Raw genomic sequence first — 18,058 nt, forward strand, 5'->3', positions numbered from 1 at the left:
GAGTTCGACCATGCTGTTTCCATCGACCATCGCAGGCTCGCTGCCGAAGCCGGAATGGCTGGCCGAGCCCAACGTGCTGTGGGCTCCGTGGAAGTCGAAGGGCGAGGAGCTGGCGCGTGCCAAGCGCGATGCGACGATCCTGGCGCTGAAGCTGCAGGAGGATTCCGGCATCGACATCCTCACCGAGGGCGAGCAGTCGCGCCAGCATTTCGTGCACGGTTTCCTGGAACGTGTCGAGGGCATCGACTTCGCCCACAAGGTCGAGATGGGCATCCGCAAGGACCGCTACAAGGCGATGGTACCGCAGGTGGTGGCGCCGCTGTCGCTGAAGGGCCGCGTCCATGGCGACGAGGCGCGGATCGCGCGCACGCACACCACGCGCGCGCTGAAGTTCACGCTGCCCGGACCGATGACCATCATCGACACCATCGCCGACAATTACTACGGCGACCGTGTGAAGATGGCGTTCGCCTTCGCCGAGCTGCTGAACCAGGAGGCCAAGGCGCTGCACGACGACGGCATCGACATGATCCAGTTCGACGAGCCCGCCTTCAACGTCTACATGGACGAGGTGCGCGACTGGGGCATCAAGGCGTTGGAGCGCGCCGCCGAAGGGCTGACCTGCCCGACTGCCGTGCACATCTGCTACGGCTACGGCATCAAGGCCAACACCGACTGGAAGGAGACGCTGGGCGGCGAGTGGCGGCAGTATGAGGAGACCTTCCCGGTCATCGACGCCAGCACCATCCAGCAGGTCGCCGTCGAATGCCGCAATTCGAAGGTGCCGATCGAGCTGCTCGGCCTGCTCAAGAACAAGATCGTGCAGGCCGGCGTCATCGACGTCGCCAGCGACGCGATCGAGACCGCCGAGGACGTCTGCAAGACCCTCGAGGACGTCATGAAGGTGGTGCCGAAGGAGAACATCATCGCCACCACCAATTGCGGCATGGCGCCGATGCGGCGCGAGATCGCCGAGGCCAAGCTGATGGCGCTCGGCACCGGCGCAAAGCTGGCACGGCAAAGGTTTGCCTGACTCAGATGTCAGGTCAGACCCGAGGCAAGGGCGTCGACGGCTCGCCGCCCCCCGAGGCATCGCGCTCGGGGCCCTGGCTCAATCGCGATCGCGCCGGGAGGCGACACGCACACGGGCCTGGAATCAAAGTAAGAGCGCATCCGAGGTGAGCACGGCCTCACCACGCGCGATTCGCCGCAACAGCACGGCCGCGCCTTTGCTGCCCCTGCACGACCGCCGCGATGGCCACGTCAGCCTTTCATATGCACTGCTCTGTGTTTTGCGGCAGATCGCAGCGATCATCGATCACGGTCGCCGGATGCGGAAAATCTATCCTTGGTAGCAAAATACCAGACGCACAACATTCCCGACGCTGTGTGTCTTTGCTGCGCTTGACAGTATGTGTCCTAACATTTCATTTCTTGGCCACAAGTGTGGCGTGAATTTTTTGCTGCTTAATCCAGTTCGTATCTGACCTCCGCTTTCATTATTGGGGAATGCAATGGCTTGCCTTGCGAGAACGATGTTTGCTGCGCCGAAGTCGCGGCGCTGGCTGACCCTCTCGGTTCTTCTTGCGGGCACCATGTTGAGCACCCAGGCCCTGGCGATCGATGTCGCCAACCAGACCGACTGGAATACGGCGGTGGCAGCGGTCGCGGCCGCCGGCGCCAACTCGACCGTCACCATCAACATCACCAGCGGCTTCACGCTGTCGAGCTCGCTTGCGCAACTGCAGGCCGCCAACAGCAACGTCACGGTGAACATCACCGGCAACGGCCAGACGATCAACGGCGCCTCCTCGTTTCAGGGCATCGTCGTCAACGGTGCCAACGCGCCGACCGTGAACATCTCCAGCCTGGCGATCACCAACACGGCCGCGATCGGCGGCAACGGCCAGAACGGCCAGAACGGCTATTATAGCGGCGGTCTGGCCTATGGCTCCGGCGGCGGCGGCGGTGGCGGTCTCGGTGCCGGCGGCGGCCTGCTGGTCGGCAGCGGCGCCAACGTCACGATCGCCGCGGTGACCTTCACCAGCAACAGCGCCACCGGTGGCGCCGGCGGCAATGGCGGCAGCGCACAGAATGCGGCGGCCGACCCGGTGAATGGCGGCAACGGCGGCGCGGGCGGTGCCGCGAACAACGGCGGTGCCAGCGGCGGCGGCGGCGCGGGCGGCACCGGCGGACATACCGGCACGCAAGGCACGGCCGGCACCGCGGGCGCCGCGCTCGGCGACGGCGGCGGTGGCGGCGGCGGCTCAGGCACCACCAACAGCAACACCTACACCAACAACAATCCGGGCGGCACCGGCAACGCCAATGGCGGCAACGGCGGCACCGGCGGCGACGGCGCGACGAATGCCAGCGGCGCGGGCGGGCCTGGGCCCGGCTCCGACGGCGGCGCCGGCGGCAATGGCGGCGCAGCCAATGGCGGCGCCATCTATGTCGCCACCGGCGGCACGCTGACGATTCTCGACTCGCCGATTTCGGGCAACACCGTCACCGGTGGCGCCGCCGGCACCCCCGGCATCGGCATCGGGCCAAGCGCCATCAACGGGTTTTCGGCAGCGGCCGGCGCAGCGCAGGGCGCCGGCATCTTCCTGAGCGGCGTGACGGCCAATATCGGCGTGTCCGGCGGCAGCGTGACCTATGGCGACACCATCGGCGGCACCGGCCTGACGACCGGCGGCGTCAACACGGCGATCAACAAGACCGGCATCGGTACGTTGGTGCTGTCGGCGACCAATACGTTCACCGGCAACGTCAACATCAGCGCCGGCACGCTCTCGGTCGGCGCCACCGCCAATCTCGGCAACGTCGCCAACGACGTGATCATTTCCAATGGCGGCACTTTGGCGGTCACCGGCACGACGACGTTCGCCAACGGCCGCGACTTCAAGATTGCCGGGCTGTCGACGATCGACGTAGCCGGCGCGACCACGACCACGTTGCAAGGCATCGTCGGCGACGGCGCCTCCGCCGGCACCCTGGTGAAGGCGGGCGGCGGCATCCTGCTGCTCTCGGGCACCAACACCTACACCGGCGCGACCAATGTCGACGCCGGTACGCTGCGCGCGGGCTCGGCCGGCGCGTTCGGCGCCAGCACGGTGTTCAGCGTGCTGTCCGGCGCCACGCTGGATCTCAACGGCTTCAACAAGACGTTCGGCACGCTGAGCGGAGATGGCACCGTCACCGGCGCCAACGCGACGATCTCAGGTTCGTTCGCGCCGGGCAACGGCACCCCGGCGTCCTCCATGGCTATCGTCGGCAACCTCGCGTTCCAGTCGGGCGCGCAATACCTGGTGCAGGTGAATCCGAGCACGGCGTCGTTCGCCACCGTCACCGGCACTGCGACGCTCGGGGGCGCCGCCGTCACCGCGACCTTCGCAAACGGCAGCTACATCTCCAAGCAATACACCATTCTCACCGCCACCGGCGGCGTCAGCGGCACCTTCGGCGGCGTCACCAACACCAACCTGCCGGCGGGCTTCAGCGCGACGTTGAGCTACGACGCCAACAACGCCTTCCTCAATCTGACGATGAGCTCGTCGGGGAACATCAACCAGCAGAACGTCAGCAACGCGCTCAGCAACTACTTCAACACGAACGGCAGCATTCCCGTCGTCTTCACCGGGCTGACGCCAGCGGGGCTGACGCAGATCTCGGGCGAGACCGCGACCGGCTCGCAGCAGACGACGTTCAATGCGATGACGCAATTCATGGGCGTCATGACCGATCCGTTCATCGGCGGCCGCGGCGACCAGGGCTCTGCGCCCAGCGGCGCGATCGGCTACGCGGAGGAGACGCTTGCTTTTGCGTCCAAGCGCAATCCGAACGACGCGCTGGCCGCGATCTACACCAAGGCGCCGGCCGCGCCCGTGGTCAGGCCGGGCTGGAGCGTGTGGGCAGCCGGCTTCGGCGGCTCGCAGACCACTGATGGCAACACCGCGCTCGGGTCCAACAATACCACCAGCAACATCTACGGCACGGCCGTCGGCGCCGACTACCGCTTCTCGCCGTCCACGATCGCCGGGTTCTCGATGGCCGGCGGCGGCACCACGTTCAGCGTCGCCAATGGCGGCAGCGGCCGGTCCGACCTGTTCCAGGCCGGCGCCTTCGTCCGGCACACTGTCGGCCCGGCCTATATCTCCGCGGCATTGGCCTATGGCTGGCAGAACATCACCACCAACCGCACCGTGACCGTGGCCGGCGTTGACCAGCTGCGCGCCAACTTCGACGCCAACACCTTTGCCGGCCGGGTCGAGGGCGGCTATCGCTTCGTGTCGCCCTGGATGGGGTTCGGGATCACGCCCTACGCCGCGGCGCAGTTCACGACGTTCAGCCTGCCGGGCTATGCGGAGAATGCGGTCTCCGGCGCCAATACCTTCGCGCTGCGCTTTGGATCGCAGAACGTCACCGATACGCGGTCGGAGCTGGGCCTGCGCACCGACAAGGCCTATGCGCTGGCTGACGGCGTTTTCACGCTGCGCAGCCGCTTCGCCTGGGCCTATGACTTCAACCCCAGCCGGTCGGCCGGGGCCACGTTCCAGACCCTTCCGGGCGCATCCTTCGTCGTCAACGGCGCGCGGCAGGCGCAGAATTCAGCGCTGACCACGGTCTCCGCTGAAATGAAGTGGCGGAATGGCTGGTCGGCCGCCGCGAGCTTCGAGGGCGAGTTCTCGGATGTGACCCGCAGCTACGCCGGCAAGGGCATCGTGCGCTACACGTGGTGACGCGCGGAGCTCCGCGCGGCACATCCGCACGGCGCCCCGATCACCCGACGGTCATCGCGCTCGGATGCAGCACCGGCGCGTAGCCCGCCTTGATCGCGCGCAGCGTCGAGGGCGGGGTCAACAGCAACGCGTCGGTGATCCCTGCGCGTGGCGCGTCATAGCCCGCCGCCGACCAGGGCAGCGCCCTGCCTTTTCGGATCAGAAAGCTCTCCTCGCCTGACTGCACCATGGCCCCGTCAGGCAAGGCGGCGAGCGGCGTCGGCAGCGGATGCAGGCGCTTGCGACCGCGATCGAGGCGCTCGCGATGGAGCACGCGATCAATCTCGGAGATGCGCAGTGCCCCGACGCCGTTGCCCTCCTCCCACGCCGCACGAAACCTCTTGGCGTCGTCGCGGCGGCAGTAGAAGCAGGGGCGATGACCGGCGGCGAGCGCGGTCGCCTCGTCAAGGAAGAACAGCTCGGTCCAGCTTTGCGTTGCCATGACCTTGCGGCGCTTGCCGCGAAACTCGCACAGGCAGACCAGCCAGGCGGGACTCGACCAGCGCCGGTTCAGCAGCGTCTTCGTCGCGGGGTCGTGGATGATGCCGCGATTTCCGGTGAAGAGGCCGCGATGCGGCGCGGCGACGATATCGCCCATCGGCGTGACGCGGTTCTGCAGCGGCATGGCGAGCCTTCGGCTGGCGAATAGCGAATGGGGAGTAGCGAATAGCGAACGCCTCGCCCACCCGAATTCCCTATTCGCTACTCCCTATTCGCCACTCTCCGGGCTTACGCCGCCCCGTCGCGCAGCGGCGGCGCGAACGACAGCGCGGTGTCCCAGGGGAAGAAGATCCAGGTGTCCTGCGACACCTCGGTGATGAAGGTGTCGACCAGCGGCCGGCCCTTCGGCTTGGCGTAGACGGTGGCGAAATGGGCGTCGGGGAGGATCTCGCGGACCATGCGTCCGGTCTTGCCGGTATCGACGAGATCATCGACGATCAGGAGCCCCTTGCCGGTGCCGCCGCCGAGTTGCGCCGTGTCGGCCGAGATGCCCTTCAGGACCTGCAGCTCGCCCTGCTTGGTGTGGTCATAGCTCGCGATGCAGATCGTATCGATGACGCGCACGCCAAGCTCGCGCGCCACGATCGCCGCCGGCACCAGTCCGCCGCGGGTGATGGCCACGACGGCATGAAACGGCCCGATCTCGTTCAGCCGCCAGGTCAGCGCCCGGCAATCGCGATGAAACTGGTCCCAGGACACCGGGAAGGCCCGGCCTGCGCGCTCCTCTGCACTCAAAGTCTTGTCTGGCATCTCATCTCGTCCGTGAGTTCTCGAAAGCTGCACCTGCTTTAGCGCGTCACATTCAGCCCGGCGAGCATCTCCTTCACGGCCGCCATCGCGGCCGACAGCTTGTCCTGGTCGCGCGAGCGCACCACCAGATGCGTGTTCGGCTTCTGGTCCTCGTCGATGAAGGGATAGCTGCCGATGATGGTCTCGGGGTGCGCCTTGGCGATCTCGCGCAGGGGGCCGCCGATATCGCCCTCGCGGGCATTGGCGCGCACGGTCTCCGACAGCATGCGCACGCCCGATTTCAGCTTCGGCGCGACGATGTCCATCATCGCCTGCATGATCGACGGCACGCCGGCCATGACGATGACGTTGCCGAGCTTGAAGCCGGGCGCCAGGATGGTGGCGCTCTGGATCAGCTCGGCGCCGTCGGGGATGCGCGCCATGCGCAGCCGCGCCTCGTTGAGCTCCTGCTCGCTCCAGCGCTCGCGGAAGCGCGCCACCACCTCGGGATGGTGGTCGATGCCGACGCCGAACGCCTTGGCGATCGCATCCGCGGTGATGTCGTCATGGGTCGGACCGATGCCGCCGGTCGTGAACACATAGGTGTAGCGGTGCCGCAGCGCATCGAGCGCCGCGATGATGTCCGGCTCGTCGTCCGAGACCACCCGGACCTCCTTGAGGTCGATGCCCAGATTGGTCAGGTATTCGGCGATGAAGCCGATGTTCTTGTCCTTGGTGCGGCCGGACAGGATCTCGTCGCCGATGACCAGCAACCCCGCGGTGACGATCTCGCTCATGGTTTCTCCTCGCATCTGTCGTCTCTTTTGGCCCGCCACGGCGCCAATGTCATCCGGAACGTCGCAGTCTATGCCGCGGATTTGAGCACCACGCAGCCGGTTTTTCGGGCACGGCCTTCGCACCCCCCACGAAATGCCGCAGGAGAATGCATATCGCGCTGGCCCGCCCCTTGCTACCATCCCGAGGAGTCATGCAGTGTATGGCGAGGCTGGGACACACGGGCATCTATGGCAGTTGCGTTCGACGAAATGAACGGGCCGGGCGGCGAGGTCCGTCAGGCTTATCAGGAGCTGTCGCGGTGGCTGAAGGAAACGCCGCCGGAGGCGCTGGAGTATCGCCGCCACGAGGCGGAGCTGTTGTTCCGGCGAATCGGCATCACCTTCGCGGTCTACGGCGAGGCGGAGGCGCAGGAGCGGCTGATCCCGTTCGACGTCATCCCGCGCATCCTCTCGGGCAAGGAATGGACCCTGCTGGAGAAGGGACTGAAGCAGCGCGTCAAGGCGCTGAACATGTTCCTGCGCGACATCTATCATGGCCGGGACATCCTGCGCGCCAACGTCATCCCGGATGACTTGATCTTCCAGAACCCGGTGTTCCGCCCGGAGATGAACGGCCAGGACGTGCCGCACGACGTCTACGTCCATATCGCCGGCATCGACATCGTCCGCGTCGACGCCAACGACTTCATCGTGCTCGAGGACAACGCGCGCACGCCGTCGGGCGTGTCCTACATGCTGGAAAACCGCGAGATCATGATGCGGCTGTTTCCGGACCTGTTCGCGCGCCACCGCGTCGCGCCGGTCGAGCGCTATCCGGACGAATTGCTATCGGCGTTGCGCTCGGTGGCGCCGCTCAGCGCCTCGGCCGAGCCGACGGTGGCGCTGATGACACCGGGCATCTACAACTCCGCCTATTACGAGCACTCGTTCCTGGCCGACAAGCTCGGCATCGAGCTGGTCGAGGGCCGCGACCTCATCGTCAAGAACGACGAGGTGTTCATGCGCACCACCGAGGGGCTGAAGCGGGTCGACGTGATCTACCGCCGCGTCGACGACGACTTCCTCGACCCCCTCACCTTCCGCCCGGACTCGGCGCTCGGCGTGCCCGGCCTGATGTCGGCCTATGTCGCCGGCAACGTGACGCTCGCCAACGCGGTCGGCACCGGCATCGCCGACGACAAGGCGATCTACTCCTACATGCCCGATGTCGTGAAGTTCTATCTCGGCGAGGAGCCGATCCTGAAGAACGTGGAGACCTGGCGCTGCCGCGAGCCGCAGGATCTGTCCTACGTGCTCGACCATCTCGGCGAGCTCGTCGTCAAGGAGGTGCACGGCTCGGGCGGCTACGGCATGCTGATCGGCCCGGCCGCGACCAAGGCGACCATCGAGGCGTTCCGCGACAAGCTGAAGCGCGAGCCGGAGGGCTTCATCGCGCAGCCGACGCTGGCGCTCTCGACCTGCCCGACCTGCGTCACGTCAGGGCTGGCGCCGCGCCATGTCGACCTGCGCCCGTTCGTGCTCACCGGACGCGACCGCACCACCATCGTGCCGGGCGGCCTCACCCGCGTGGCGCTGAAGGAAGGCTCGCTGGTGGTGAATTCCAGCCAGGGCGGCGGCACCAAGGACACATGGGTGCTGGATGAGTAAGCCTCGCCGCCCTCGCTTTACGCGCTTCGTTCCCGTGCATGCCTTCCCCGTCGCAGGGGCGGGTTCACATCGCACCTCATAGATTGCCCATGCTGTCGCGCACCGCCGAAAACCTGTACTGGCTGGCCCGCTACGTCGAGCGCGCCGAGTACCTCGCCCGCACCATCGACGCCACCCTGCGCGTCACGGCGCTTCCCGCGGCCTATATCGGCAAGACCAATGAGTGGGAATCGGCGCTGATGACCGCCGGCGTCAATGTCAGCTTCTACGAGCATTACTCCGAGGCCAACGAGCAGAACGTCGTCGAATATCTCTCGTTCAACCAGTCGAACCCGTCCTCGATCAAGAACTGCATCGAGGCCGCCCGCCTCAACGCCCGCTCGGTGCGGACGGCGCTGACGTCGGAGATGTGGGACACCCTCAACGGCTCCTGGATCGAGCTCCAGGAGGTCTGGAGCAAGGGCACCAAGACGCGCGAGGAGCTGGCGCGCTTCCTGCGCTTCGTGCAGGAAACCTCGCTGCGCTTCGACGGCTCGGCCTACCGGACCATGCTGCGCAACGACGCCTACTGGTTCTCGCGGCTCGGGCTGCATCTGGAGCGCGCCGACAACACCGCCCGCATCCTCGACGTCAAATATCACGTGTTACTGCCCGAGGAGGAGCATGTCGGCGGCCCGCTGGACTATTATCAGTGGACCTCGATCCTGCGTTCGGTCTCGGCGCTCACGGCCTATCACTGGGTCTATCGCGAGACGCTGAAGCCCTGGCTGATCGCGGACCTGCTGATCCTCAACGACACGCTGCCGCGCTCGCTGGCGAGCTGCTACGGCAACCTCGTCCGCAATCTCGACCAGATTGGCGTCGCCTATGGCCGCCAGGGGGCGGCGCAGCGCCATGCCCGCGGCGTCCGCAACCGGCTCGACCACTCCAACATGGACGACATTTTCCAGCGCGGCGTGCACGAGTTCATCCAGGAGTTCATCGCCGACAATTCACGGCTCGGAGAGATCATCACCAAGCAGTATCTGATCTGAGCGCCTGGAGCGCGGCGAATACGGCGATGGGCGGCCGTCGGACTGTGACTGCGAGACCACGTCCGGCACCCGGCCCCCTGCCCTCCGCCCGACGGATCCTCCTTCCCCCTTTCAGGGAGAGGTGAAACGAGCTACCGCGGACAGCACATCTGACGAAGACTGGTCGACCGCCATGCGCCTGCGTATCTCCCATTCCACCACCTACCGCTACGAGCCGGCGGCGACCGGCGCGATCCAGATCATCCGCATGACGCCCGGCAGCAATGACGGCCAATATGTGGCGGAGTGGCAGATCGACGTGTCGACCGATTCCCGCCTCGACATGCACGAGGACGCATTCGGCAACGTCACCCACGTGATCACGCATGGCGCGCTCGAGGACCTCACGATCACCGCCGAAGGACTGGTCGAGACCCACGACACCGGCGGCGTGCTGAAGGGAGCGGACGAACGCTTCCCACCCAGCTTCTTCCTCCGGCAGACGCCGCTCACGGCCGCAAATGCGGCCATGGCCGCCGTCGTGCGCGATCTGCGCGCGGAGTCGGAGAGCGACGTACTCGGCCTCCTGCACACGCTGATGATGCAGGTCTACGAGCACATGACCTTCGACGAGGATCCGACCCACAGCGGCACCTCGGCGGCGGAAGCCTTCGTGCTGAAGCGCGGCGTCTGCCAGGACTATGCGCATATCTTCATCGCCTGCGCGCGCGCCGCCGGCATTCCCGCGCGTTTCGTATCCGGCCACTTCCTGCGTTCCGATGGTGCAGTGCACCAGGAGGCCGGCCATGCCTGGGCGGAAGCCTATGTACCGGATCTCGGCTGGGTCGGTTTCGACGCCGCCAACTGCATCTGCACCACCGACGCTCATGTCCGGGTCGCGATCGGACTCGATTATCTCGGCGCGGCGCCGGTGCGCGGCACACGCTATGGCGGCGGCACCGAGACGCTCACCGTGAAAGTGAAGGTCGAGCAGGTCGGCCGCGGCGGTCCGTCGCAATCCCAGTCGCAGCGGCAGTCCTGAATTCTGGAACGCGCGCTCCAGCCATGGTGTCGTTCCGGGGCGCGCGAAGCGCGTGCCCGGAATCCATCGGGCGGCAGAATGCACGGAGGGATGGATTCCGGGCTCGTCGCTTCGCTCCGCCCCGGAATGACGACCTTTTGTGGAGCGACCGCTCATTCCGGCTTCGACATTGGCGGGGGTGGACGGGAGGCCGATTTTCGCTAGTAATTCGCGCAATGGCTCGAGGGGACTGAGATGACCTATTGCTGCGGAATTCTGGTGCGTGACGGCCTCGTCATGATCGCGGACACCCGAACCAATGCCGGTCTCGACAACGTCTCGACCTTCCGCAAGCTGCACATCTTCTCCAATCCGGGCGAGCGCATCGTGGCGGTCGCCAGCGCCGGCAATCTCGCCATCAGCCAGTCCGTCCTATCGACCTTGACCGAAGGGATGGAAGACCCCGACACCGGCGAGGTCGAGACCCTGATGAACGCGCCGACGATGTTTCAGGCCGCACAGCGCATCGGCAAGGCGATCCGCATGGTGCACGCCACCGAAGGCCCGGCGCTGAAGGCCGAAGACATCTCGTTCGACGTCTCGTTCCTGTTCGGCGGCCAGATCAAGGGCTCGCGGATGCGGCTGTTCATGGTCTACACCGCCGGCAACTTCATCGAATGCACCACCGACACGCCGTACTTGCAGATCGGCGAGCACAAATACGGCAAGCCGGTGCTCGACCGCGCCATGCATTACGACGTCGAGCTCTACGAGGCGCTGAAGACGGGCCTGATCTCGATGGACTCGACGATGCGCTCCAATCTCGGCGTCGGCCTGCCGATCGACGTGCTGGTCGTGCGCGCGGAGGCCTGCGAGGCCGACCTCAATCATCGCATCGAGGCCGGCGAGCCCTATTTCCACGATCTCCGTTCGCGCTGGTCGGCGGCCCTGCGCGCTGCGCATAACAACATTCCAAGGCCGCCCTATAAGACTCAGAGCGAGTCAAAACACTGAAACTGCAAAACACTTGAACTGAAGGTGAGGAAACATGGCTGAAGCGGCAAAGAAGATCGCGCTGGTGACAGGCGCAGGCACGGGGGTCGGCCGCGCCGCATCGCTCGCGTTGATGAACTCCGGCTTCACCGTGGTGCTGGCCGGTCGCCGCAAGGAGATGCTGGAGGAGACCGCCAAGCTCGGCCCAGCCGGCATGAGCCTCCCCGTCTCCGCCGATATGATGGACCCCGCCTCGATCGCGGCGCTGTTCGACACCGTGAAGTCGACCTACGGCCGGCTCGACGTGCTGTTCAACAATGCCGGCATGGGCGCGCCACCGGTGCCATTCGAGGACCTCACCCTGCAGCAATGGCAGTCGGTGGTGGCGACCAACCTCACGGCGCCGTTCCTGTGCACGCAGCACGCCTTCCGCATCATGAAGGATCAATCGCCGCGCGGCGGCCGCATCATCAACAACGGCTCGATCTCGGCGCACGCGCCGCGGCCGTTCTCCTCGCCCTACACCTCGACGAAGCACGCGATCACGGGTCTGACGAAAGCGTCGAACCTCGACGGCCGCGCCTATGACATCGCGGTCGGCCAGATCGACATCGGCAACGCCGAGACGCCGATGACCGAGCGCATGGTCGGCGGCGTGCTGCAGCCCGACGGCCGCATGATGCCGGAGCCCCGCATGGACGTGAAGGCGGTCGGCGACGCCGTCGCCTACATGGCCGGCCTGCCGCTCGACGCCAACGTCCTGTTCATCACGGTGATGGCGACGAAGATGCCGTTCGTCGGACGGGGGTGATCACTTCTTTCAGATCCCGCTCCCTGCTCTCTCCACTCGTCATTCCGGGGCGCGCGAAGCGCGAGCCCGGAATCCATAGCCACACGCGGTGGTGTGGCGCGAGATGGATGTGGCATTTATCTTCGTCACACGACGTCTCACGGTGATGGATTCCGGCCTCATCGCTGCGCGATGCCCCGGAATGACGGAGAGAGCGCGGCCGGCTCGCCCTACTCCAACCGCTCCACCTTCCGCAGCTCGGGAAACAGCTTCATCCACGCCAGCGCGATCGCGATGGTGCCGACGCCGCCGAGGATGGCGGCGGGCATGGCCCCTAGCAGCGCGGCGGTGACGCCGCTCTCGAACTGGCCGAGCTGGTTGGAGGCGTTGATGAACAGGAAGTTCACCGCGCCGACGCGACCGCGCATCTCGTTGGGCGTGGCGAGCTGAACGAGAGAAAAGCGGATCACGACGCTGACGGTGTCGGCGGCGCCGAGAACGGCGAGCGCAGCGACCGAGATCCACATCACATGCGAGACGGCGAACACGACCGTCGCCGCACCGAACACGATGACCGCCTGGAACATGCGCAGGCCGACGCGCCGCCGAATGGTGTAGCGCGCCAGCACCGCCGTCATCGCCAGCGCGCCGACCGCTGGCGCGGCGCGCAGCACGCCGAGCCCGAACGGCCCGGTGTCGAGAATATCGCGCGCGTAGATCGGCAGCAGCGCAGTGACGCCGCCGAGCAGCACCGCGAACAGATCGAGCGAGATGGTGCCGAGGATCGCCGGATTGGCGCGGATGAAGCGGACGCCGGCGAACAGATCGTCCTTGCTGCCCTCGAGCCGCTCGGCCGGCACGTCATCAGGCACCTGCATCAGGCCGGTCAGGGCCATGCCTCCGATCCAGAACAGCATCATGATGCCGTAGGGCACACCGGGCGCGACCGCATAGGCGAAGCCGCCGATCGCAGGCCCCGCGATGGTCGCGAGCTGCGCTGCACCGCTGGACAGCGCGCTGGCCCGCTGCAAGGTGCCGGACGGCGCGATCAGCGGCAGCAGCGCCGCCGTGGCCGGACTTTCGAAGGCGCCGGCAATGCCGAGCACGAAGACGGCCGCGAACAGCTGGAATTCGCCGAGCTGACCGGCGTAAGCGCCCCAGCACAGATAGAGCGCCGTCAGCGCCTCGACGAGCTGACAGAGCTGCACGACGCGCTTGCGCTGGAATCGGTCGGCGGCGCTGCCGGCGACGAACACCAGCAGTGCCGTTGGCAGGAACTGGATCAGCCCGACCATGCCGAGATCGAAGGCGCGCCCGGTCAGATCGTAGATCTGCCAGCCGATCGCCACCGCCGCGATCTGGCTCGCAAAGCGCGACAGGCTGCGGGACGACAGGAAGAACAGGAACGCGCTTTGCTTCAAGAGATCGCGCGCGCCGATCGGGACGGTGGACGACATGATGGCGCCTGCGTGACGCAGCCCTCACTGCTTGTCAATCGCGGGCCCCGCATGGCCCGCGCGGCATTGCACGCGGCAGTTCCCTGCGCCCATAATGAAACGGGGTTCGGGGGATCTGATGCTTCAGCTGCAATCGGCGTTCGGGATAATCGCACTGCTCGCGATCGCATGGGCGCTCGGTGAAAACCGGCGCGCGGTGTCGTTGAAGCAGGCCGGGCTCGGGCTGGTGGTGACGCTCGTGACGGCCATTGTCCTGCTCAAGGTGCCTGCGGTCGCCCGCGCGTTCGGCGCCATCAACGACGTCGTGGGCGCCATCTCGTCGGCCTCCCGGGCCGGCACCTCCTTCGTCTTCGGCTATGTCGGCGGCGGCGCCCTGCCCTTCGAGCTGAAGGCGCCCGGTGCCGATTTCGTGCTCGCCTTCCAGGCGCTGCCGATCGTGCTGGTCATGAGCGTGATCACGACGCTGTTGTTCTACTGGCGCGTGCTGCCGCCCTTGGTGCGCGGCATGGCCTGGCTGCTGGAGCGCACCCTCGGCGTCGGCGGCGCGGTCGGCCTGTCGACCGCCGCGAATGTCTTCCTCGGCATGGTCGAAGCGCCGCTGTTCATCCGGCCGTATCTGGCGCAGATGACGCGCAGCGAATTGTTTCTCGTCATGACCGGCGGCATGGCCGGCATCGCCGGCACCGTGCTGGTGCTCTACGCCACGCTGCTGGCGCCACTGATCCCGGATGCCGCCGCGCATTTCGTCATCGCCTCGGTGCTCGGCGCGCCGGCGTCGATCCTGGTCAGCCTGATCATGGTGCCGGAGACGTCGAAGCAGCTCACCGGCGGCGCGCTCGGCGATCCCGGGACTCAGGCCACCTCGACCATGGACGCGATCGTCAAGGGCACCAGCGCCGGGCTCGAACTCCTGATGAACATCGTGGCGCTGCTGCTGGTGCTGGTCGCGCTGGTGCATCTCGCCAACGCGATCCTGTCGCTCTTGCCCGCCATCGGCGGCGCCGACATCTCGCTGCAGCGGCTGCTCGGCCTCGTGATGGCGCCGGTGTGCTGGCTGATGGGCCTGCCGTGGTCGGAGGCCGTCACCGCCGGCAGCCTGATGGGCACCAAGACGGTGCTGAACGAGCTGATCGCCTATGTCGAGCTGGCCAAGCTTGACGCCGGCGCGCTCGATCCGCGCGCGCGGCTGATCATGCTGTACGCGATGTGCGGCTTCGCCAACTTCGCCAGCCTCGGCATCATGATCGGGGGCCTCGGCACCATGGCGCCAACGCGGCGCGACGAGATCAACGCGCTCGGCCTGAAATCAATCGTCTCGGGCACCCTCACCACCTGCCTGATGGGCGCGATCGTCGGCCTGCTGACGTGAGCTGAGCTCGGTCGTCTTCGGGAGAAGCAGCGGCGCGATCCGGGCCATCACGAGCTGCGAGCCCGCCGCCGTGAGATGCGCGTGGTCGAACGACAGCGGGACGTCGCCGACCGTGAGCGGACAGCGTCCGCTCTCGCAGACCGCCGACAGGATCGAAACGTAGGAAAAGCCCTCACCACTCGGCAGCCCCGCCTGCATGGCCGAATCCAGCGCGAAGATGTCCGAGCGAACGAAAGCCACGGGATCCGGCGCCATGCCGCGCAAGGTGGCGCGCGCCAGCATCGACGGCAGTCGCGCGCGAAATTGCACGGACGGGCCGAGCAGCACCACCGGAATGCCGGCATCACTGAGCCGAGACAGGGTCGACCTGAGGTCGCGCACCATTCCGGCAAAGCGCGGCGATCGGGCATCTTCGAGCCAATCGGCCGACATCACCACCAGGTCGGGCCGGTGCGCCGCGAAGTAGTCGCGCATCTGGGCCGCCAGCGCGCGGCAGGCGGCCACGCCCTGCGTCTCCGCGCTGAAGGTCGGCATGCAGGTGGGCTGGCTCGCCTGCATGATGTTGACGGTGTCCGGATCGAGCTCGGCCTTGAGGCCGTGGTAGTAGTGCGCAGCAAAGCTGTCGCCCCACAGCAGCAAATTGGTCTTGCCAGGCACTGGACGGAGGCAATCCTCGGGCACGCGCCCGTCCGGCGTCGTGAAGCAGGTGCCGTAGCGATAGACCGGCTTCATGTCGTAGGCGTTGTAGGCGTCCAGCCGCTGCGCCGCGCGGTCGGCGTCCGACACGGCGCCGGCGCGCAGCAGACCCACGCCGCTGCCGGCCAGCAGCAGCAGGCTTGCCAGCGCCGCAAGACCGAAGGCCGCGCGCGGGGTCGCTGCGAGTTTGCGATGGCGGAACGGCTGCTCGATGAAGCGCCAGGACAACGTGGCGACTGCGACCGTGAGCGCGAACAACGCCACCCGCTCCCAGCCGTCGAGCGCGAGGCCGGGCTTGGCGAAGCGCGCGAAGGCGAACAACGGCCAGTGCCACAGATACAGCGAATAGGAAATGCGGCCGAAGAACGCCGCCACGCCGAGCGGCGATAGCGGGCTACGCGGCACGTTGGCCACGCCGGCGCCGCTCCACAGGAACAGCGCGGCGCCGAGGCATGGCGCCAGCGCGTCGACGCCGGGGAAACCCGGTCCGGGGCGCAGCGCCAGAATCGGCACCGCCATCAGCAGCAGCGACAGCGCGCGGGCGCCGCGCCGGGCGAGACCAGGCCGCGGTGCGGGAAGGCCGGATATCGCGACCAGGCTGCCGAGCAGGAATTCCCAGGCGCGCGGCGGGCTGAGGAAGAATGCGCTCGCGGACGCGCCCTCGCGCATCAGCAGCAAACAGAGCGCGAACGAGCCGGCAGCCAGCAGCGCCAGCGTGAAAGTCAGCGCCAGCCTGCGGCCGCGCGCTATCAGCAACACGGCCCAGACCACGATCGGCAGCACCAGATAGAACTGCTCCTCGACGGCGAGCGACCAGGTGTGCAGCAGCGGCTTCTCCACCGCGGCGTGGTCGAAATAGCCCGACTGCTGCCAGAAGAAGACGTTCGAAGTGAAGGTGACGACGGCGGCCGCGGAACGGAAGAATTCGGCGCGCTCGGAGCCCAGCATGTCCTGCGACGCCGGAAGCGCCGCGAACGCCACCATGGCGTAGAGCGCCGGCAGCAGCCGCCGCACCCTCCGCTCGTAGAATTGCACGAACGAGAAGCGGCCCGCCGCGATCTCCGCGGCGATGATGCCGGTGATCAGGTAGCCGGAGATGACGAAGAAGATGTCGACGCCGACGAAGCCGCCGAAGATCGCCGGCGCCTCGAAATGGAATGCGACGACGGAGAGCACCGCGATGGCGCGCAGCCAGTCGATGTCCTCGCGATGTCCTACACCTGAAGCCGAGCCGGCGCCCGCGCTGGCGAAGCGGGGCTGCATCGATGCGCGCGTGCGAGGCGCGCGCGGGATCGTGGGAGCGAACTGGACGACGAAGCGCGGCAACGGGACGGGTACGCCTTTACGCAAGCCCGCGACGAACACCTCTTACGGATTCGTCGCCGGCCCATCCGTCCCAGTGACGCGAGACCGGATGTCAACACACACGCGCGATGGGACCGCCGTCCATCGCACGCAAATGTTTCCATCCATTTCTGTCGGCTTTACGTCGACAGTTCGACGGTTTTGAAGTCGGCCGGCAGGATCACTTCCAGCAGCTCGACGTCGTCGGAATAGTCGAGGATCATGTGCCGGATCTTCGGCGGCTGGGTCCAGCAACTGCCCTCCTGCATCAGCGTCTCGCCGACGCCTTCGAGGTAGCTCTTCACCCAGCCCTTGAGCACATAGACCATCTGGAAGTCGACCGCATGGGTGTGCAGCTTGGAGACTTCCTGCGGATTGCACGGCGGCAGCATGCGGATGACATGCGCGCGCGCCAAACCGTGCGTCGCGTCGGCGATGCCGAGGTCGCGGTAATGGGCATAAGCGCGCAGGCCGTCGGCCTTGAAGTCCTCCTCGCGGTGATGGCTGATCGCGACCTTCTGTTTGCGGCGGCGCGGCGCCGGCGCTGGTCGCCCCTTGCTCGCCAGCGCCTTGCGCGCCGAGGGCGCAGCCGCCCGGCCCGGCTTGGCGGGCGTCTTCGCCAGCGGCTTGGCGCTAGTTCTCGTAACGGCCTTCGCCGTCGCCTTGCTGCTCTTGCCGGTCTTCAGCGCCGCTGACTTGGCGGCGGCGCGTGATGCGGGCTTGGTCGTCCGGCTCTTGGTGGCCATGGTGCTCTCCCTGCGTATCCTCGTCGCGAGGGTAGCACATATTGGAGAGTCCCAGCAGCCGCTCCAACAAAGGTCGTCATTCCGGGGCGTGCGAAGCACGAGCCCGGAATCCATTCCTCCGCGCGTTCCGCCGCCCGATGGATTCCGGGCTCGCGCTTCGCGCGCCCCGGAATG

At 66.9% G+C, this 18,058-nt stretch carries 14 protein-coding genes; 8 read left to right on the forward strand and 6 right to left on the reverse strand.

Translation table 11 applies throughout. The features are described 5' to 3' along the window. Positions 1–10 precede the first annotated feature (10 nt). Entirely contained in the window at positions 11–1,033 is a 1,023-nt protein-coding gene (locus QW861_RS04800; RefSeq protein ID WP_315714721.1) for a methionine synthase, read from the forward strand. Between the two features lie 502 nt (positions 1,034–1,535). After that, positions 1,536–4,742, forward strand: a complete 3,207-nt coding sequence (locus QW861_RS04805) for an autotransporter domain-containing protein (protein ID WP_316192754.1) — start codon at positions 1,536–1,538, stop codon at positions 4,740–4,742. Positions 4,743–4,782: 40 nt separating this feature from the next. Here QW861_RS04805 and QW861_RS04810 read toward each other — a convergent pair whose 3' ends face one another. The 3 genes from QW861_RS04810 to QW861_RS04820 all read right to left on the reverse strand — a co-directional run bounded on the left by QW861_RS04810 (position 4,783) and on the right by QW861_RS04820 (position 6,808). Continuing rightward, entirely contained in the window at positions 4,783–5,406 is a 624-nt protein-coding gene (locus QW861_RS04810; RefSeq protein WP_315826250.1) for a hypothetical protein, read from the reverse strand. A gap of 104 nt (positions 5,407–5,510) precedes the next feature. After that, positions 5,511–6,032 carry a xanthine phosphoribosyltransferase gene (gene gpt, locus QW861_RS04815; protein WP_315714724.1) on the reverse strand — a complete coding sequence of 174 codons (522 nt, stop codon included), beginning with the start codon at positions 6,030–6,032 and terminating at the stop codon, positions 5,511–5,513. Positions 6,033–6,070: 38 nt separating this feature from the next. Further along, a complete protein-coding gene (locus QW861_RS04820; RefSeq protein ID WP_315714725.1) occupies positions 6,071–6,808 on the reverse strand; it encodes a competence/damage-inducible protein A in 738 nt (245 codons plus the stop codon). Between the two features lie 228 nt (positions 6,809–7,036). Here QW861_RS04820 and QW861_RS04825 point away from each other — a divergent pair, with 228 nt between their 5' ends. From QW861_RS04825 to QW861_RS04845, 5 genes are all read left to right on the forward strand, one after another. Next, on the forward strand, positions 7,037–8,455 hold the full coding sequence (locus QW861_RS04825; protein ID WP_316192755.1) for a circularly permuted type 2 ATP-grasp protein: 1,419 nt from the start codon (positions 7,037–7,039) through the stop codon (positions 8,453–8,455). Between the two features lie 89 nt (positions 8,456–8,544). After that, positions 8,545–9,489 (forward strand): alpha-E domain-containing protein, encoded by a 945-nt coding sequence (locus tag QW861_RS04830; RefSeq protein WP_315714727.1) that lies wholly within the window; start codon positions 8,545–8,547, stop codon positions 9,487–9,489. Positions 9,490–9,661: 172 nt separating this feature from the next. Further along, complete coding sequence (locus QW861_RS04835) at positions 9,662–10,510, forward strand: transglutaminase family protein (RefSeq protein ID WP_315749412.1); 849 nt, start codon at positions 9,662–9,664, stop codon at positions 10,508–10,510. Positions 10,511–10,744: 234 nt separating this feature from the next. Continuing rightward, positions 10,745–11,503: a peptidase gene (locus QW861_RS04840; protein WP_315714729.1), complete on the forward strand. Its 759-nt coding sequence runs from the start codon at positions 10,745–10,747 to the stop codon at positions 11,501–11,503. 34 nt (positions 11,504–11,537) lie between these two features. After that, on the forward strand, positions 11,538–12,293 hold the full coding sequence (locus QW861_RS04845) for an SDR family oxidoreductase (RefSeq protein ID WP_315749410.1): 756 nt from the start codon (positions 11,538–11,540) through the stop codon (positions 12,291–12,293). A 209-nt stretch (positions 12,294–12,502) separates the two neighbouring features. Here QW861_RS04845 and QW861_RS04850 read toward each other — a convergent pair whose 3' ends face one another. Further along, positions 12,503–13,729, reverse strand: coding sequence for an MFS transporter (locus tag QW861_RS04850; protein ID WP_315749409.1), 1,227 nt, complete (start codon positions 13,727–13,729; stop codon positions 12,503–12,505). 118 nt (positions 13,730–13,847) lie between these two features. On the opposite strand from QW861_RS04850, the gene QW861_RS04855 reads away from it, so the two are divergent. Then, a complete protein-coding gene (locus QW861_RS04855) occupies positions 13,848–15,098 on the forward strand; it encodes a NupC/NupG family nucleoside CNT transporter (RefSeq protein WP_315749407.1) in 1,251 nt (416 codons plus the stop codon). On the opposite strand, the gene QW861_RS04860 is transcribed toward QW861_RS04855, so the two are convergent. Together QW861_RS04860 and QW861_RS04865 are read right to left on the reverse strand one after the other, a co-directional pair. Continuing rightward, the gene (locus QW861_RS04860; protein ID WP_316186824.1) at positions 15,036–17,057 is read right to left on the reverse strand and encodes an acyltransferase family protein; all 2,022 of its coding nucleotides are present in this window, start codon (positions 17,055–17,057) and stop codon (positions 15,036–15,038) included. The genes QW861_RS04855 and QW861_RS04860 overlap by 63 nt on opposite strands. A gap of 221 nt (positions 17,058–17,278) precedes the next feature. Beyond that, positions 17,279–17,884, reverse strand: a complete 606-nt coding sequence (locus QW861_RS04865; RefSeq protein WP_315749404.1) for a cupin — start codon at positions 17,882–17,884, stop codon at positions 17,279–17,281. Positions 17,885–18,058: the final 174 nt, after the last annotated feature.

The organism is Bradyrhizobium sp. SZCCHNRI1029 (genome assembly GCF_032487555.1).
Classification (GTDB): Bacteria; Pseudomonadota; Alphaproteobacteria; order Rhizobiales; family Xanthobacteraceae; genus Bradyrhizobium.

Excerpts from the sequence above, each read along its gene's own strand:
- QW861_RS04800 (WP_315714721.1), top strand. The coding sequence starts at position 11 with ATGCTGTTTCCATCGACCATCGCAGGCTCGCTGCCGAAGCCGGAATGG.
- QW861_RS04805 (WP_316192754.1), top strand. The coding sequence starts at position 1,536 with ATGTTTGCTGCGCCGAAGTCGCGGCGCTGGCTGACCCTCTCGGTTCTT.
- QW861_RS04810 (WP_315826250.1), bottom strand. The coding sequence starts at position 5,406 with ATGCCGCTGCAGAACCGCGTCACGCCGATGGGCGATATCGTCGCCGCG.
- gpt (WP_315714724.1), bottom strand. The coding sequence starts at position 6,032 with ATGCCAGACAAGACTTTGAGTGCAGAGGAGCGCGCAGGCCGGGCCTTC.
- QW861_RS04820 (WP_315714725.1), bottom strand. The coding sequence starts at position 6,808 with ATGAGCGAGATCGTCACCGCGGGGTTGCTGGTCATCGGCGACGAGATC.
- QW861_RS04825 (WP_316192755.1), top strand. The coding sequence starts at position 7,037 with ATGGCAGTTGCGTTCGACGAAATGAACGGGCCGGGCGGCGAGGTCCGT.
- QW861_RS04830 (WP_315714727.1), top strand. The coding sequence starts at position 8,545 with ATGCTGTCGCGCACCGCCGAAAACCTGTACTGGCTGGCCCGCTACGTC.
- QW861_RS04835 (WP_315749412.1), top strand. The coding sequence starts at position 9,662 with ATGCGCCTGCGTATCTCCCATTCCACCACCTACCGCTACGAGCCGGCG.
- QW861_RS04840 (WP_315714729.1), top strand. The coding sequence starts at position 10,745 with ATGACCTATTGCTGCGGAATTCTGGTGCGTGACGGCCTCGTCATGATC.
- QW861_RS04845 (WP_315749410.1), top strand. The coding sequence starts at position 11,538 with ATGGCTGAAGCGGCAAAGAAGATCGCGCTGGTGACAGGCGCAGGCACG.
- QW861_RS04850 (WP_315749409.1), bottom strand. The coding sequence starts at position 13,729 with ATGTCGTCCACCGTCCCGATCGGCGCGCGCGATCTCTTGAAGCAAAGC.
- QW861_RS04855 (WP_315749407.1), top strand. The coding sequence starts at position 13,848 with ATGCTTCAGCTGCAATCGGCGTTCGGGATAATCGCACTGCTCGCGATC.
- QW861_RS04860 (WP_316186824.1), bottom strand. The coding sequence starts at position 17,057 with ATGCAGCCCCGCTTCGCCAGCGCGGGCGCCGGCTCGGCTTCAGGTGTA.
- QW861_RS04865 (WP_315749404.1), bottom strand. The coding sequence starts at position 17,884 with ATGGCCACCAAGAGCCGGACGACCAAGCCCGCATCACGCGCCGCCGCC.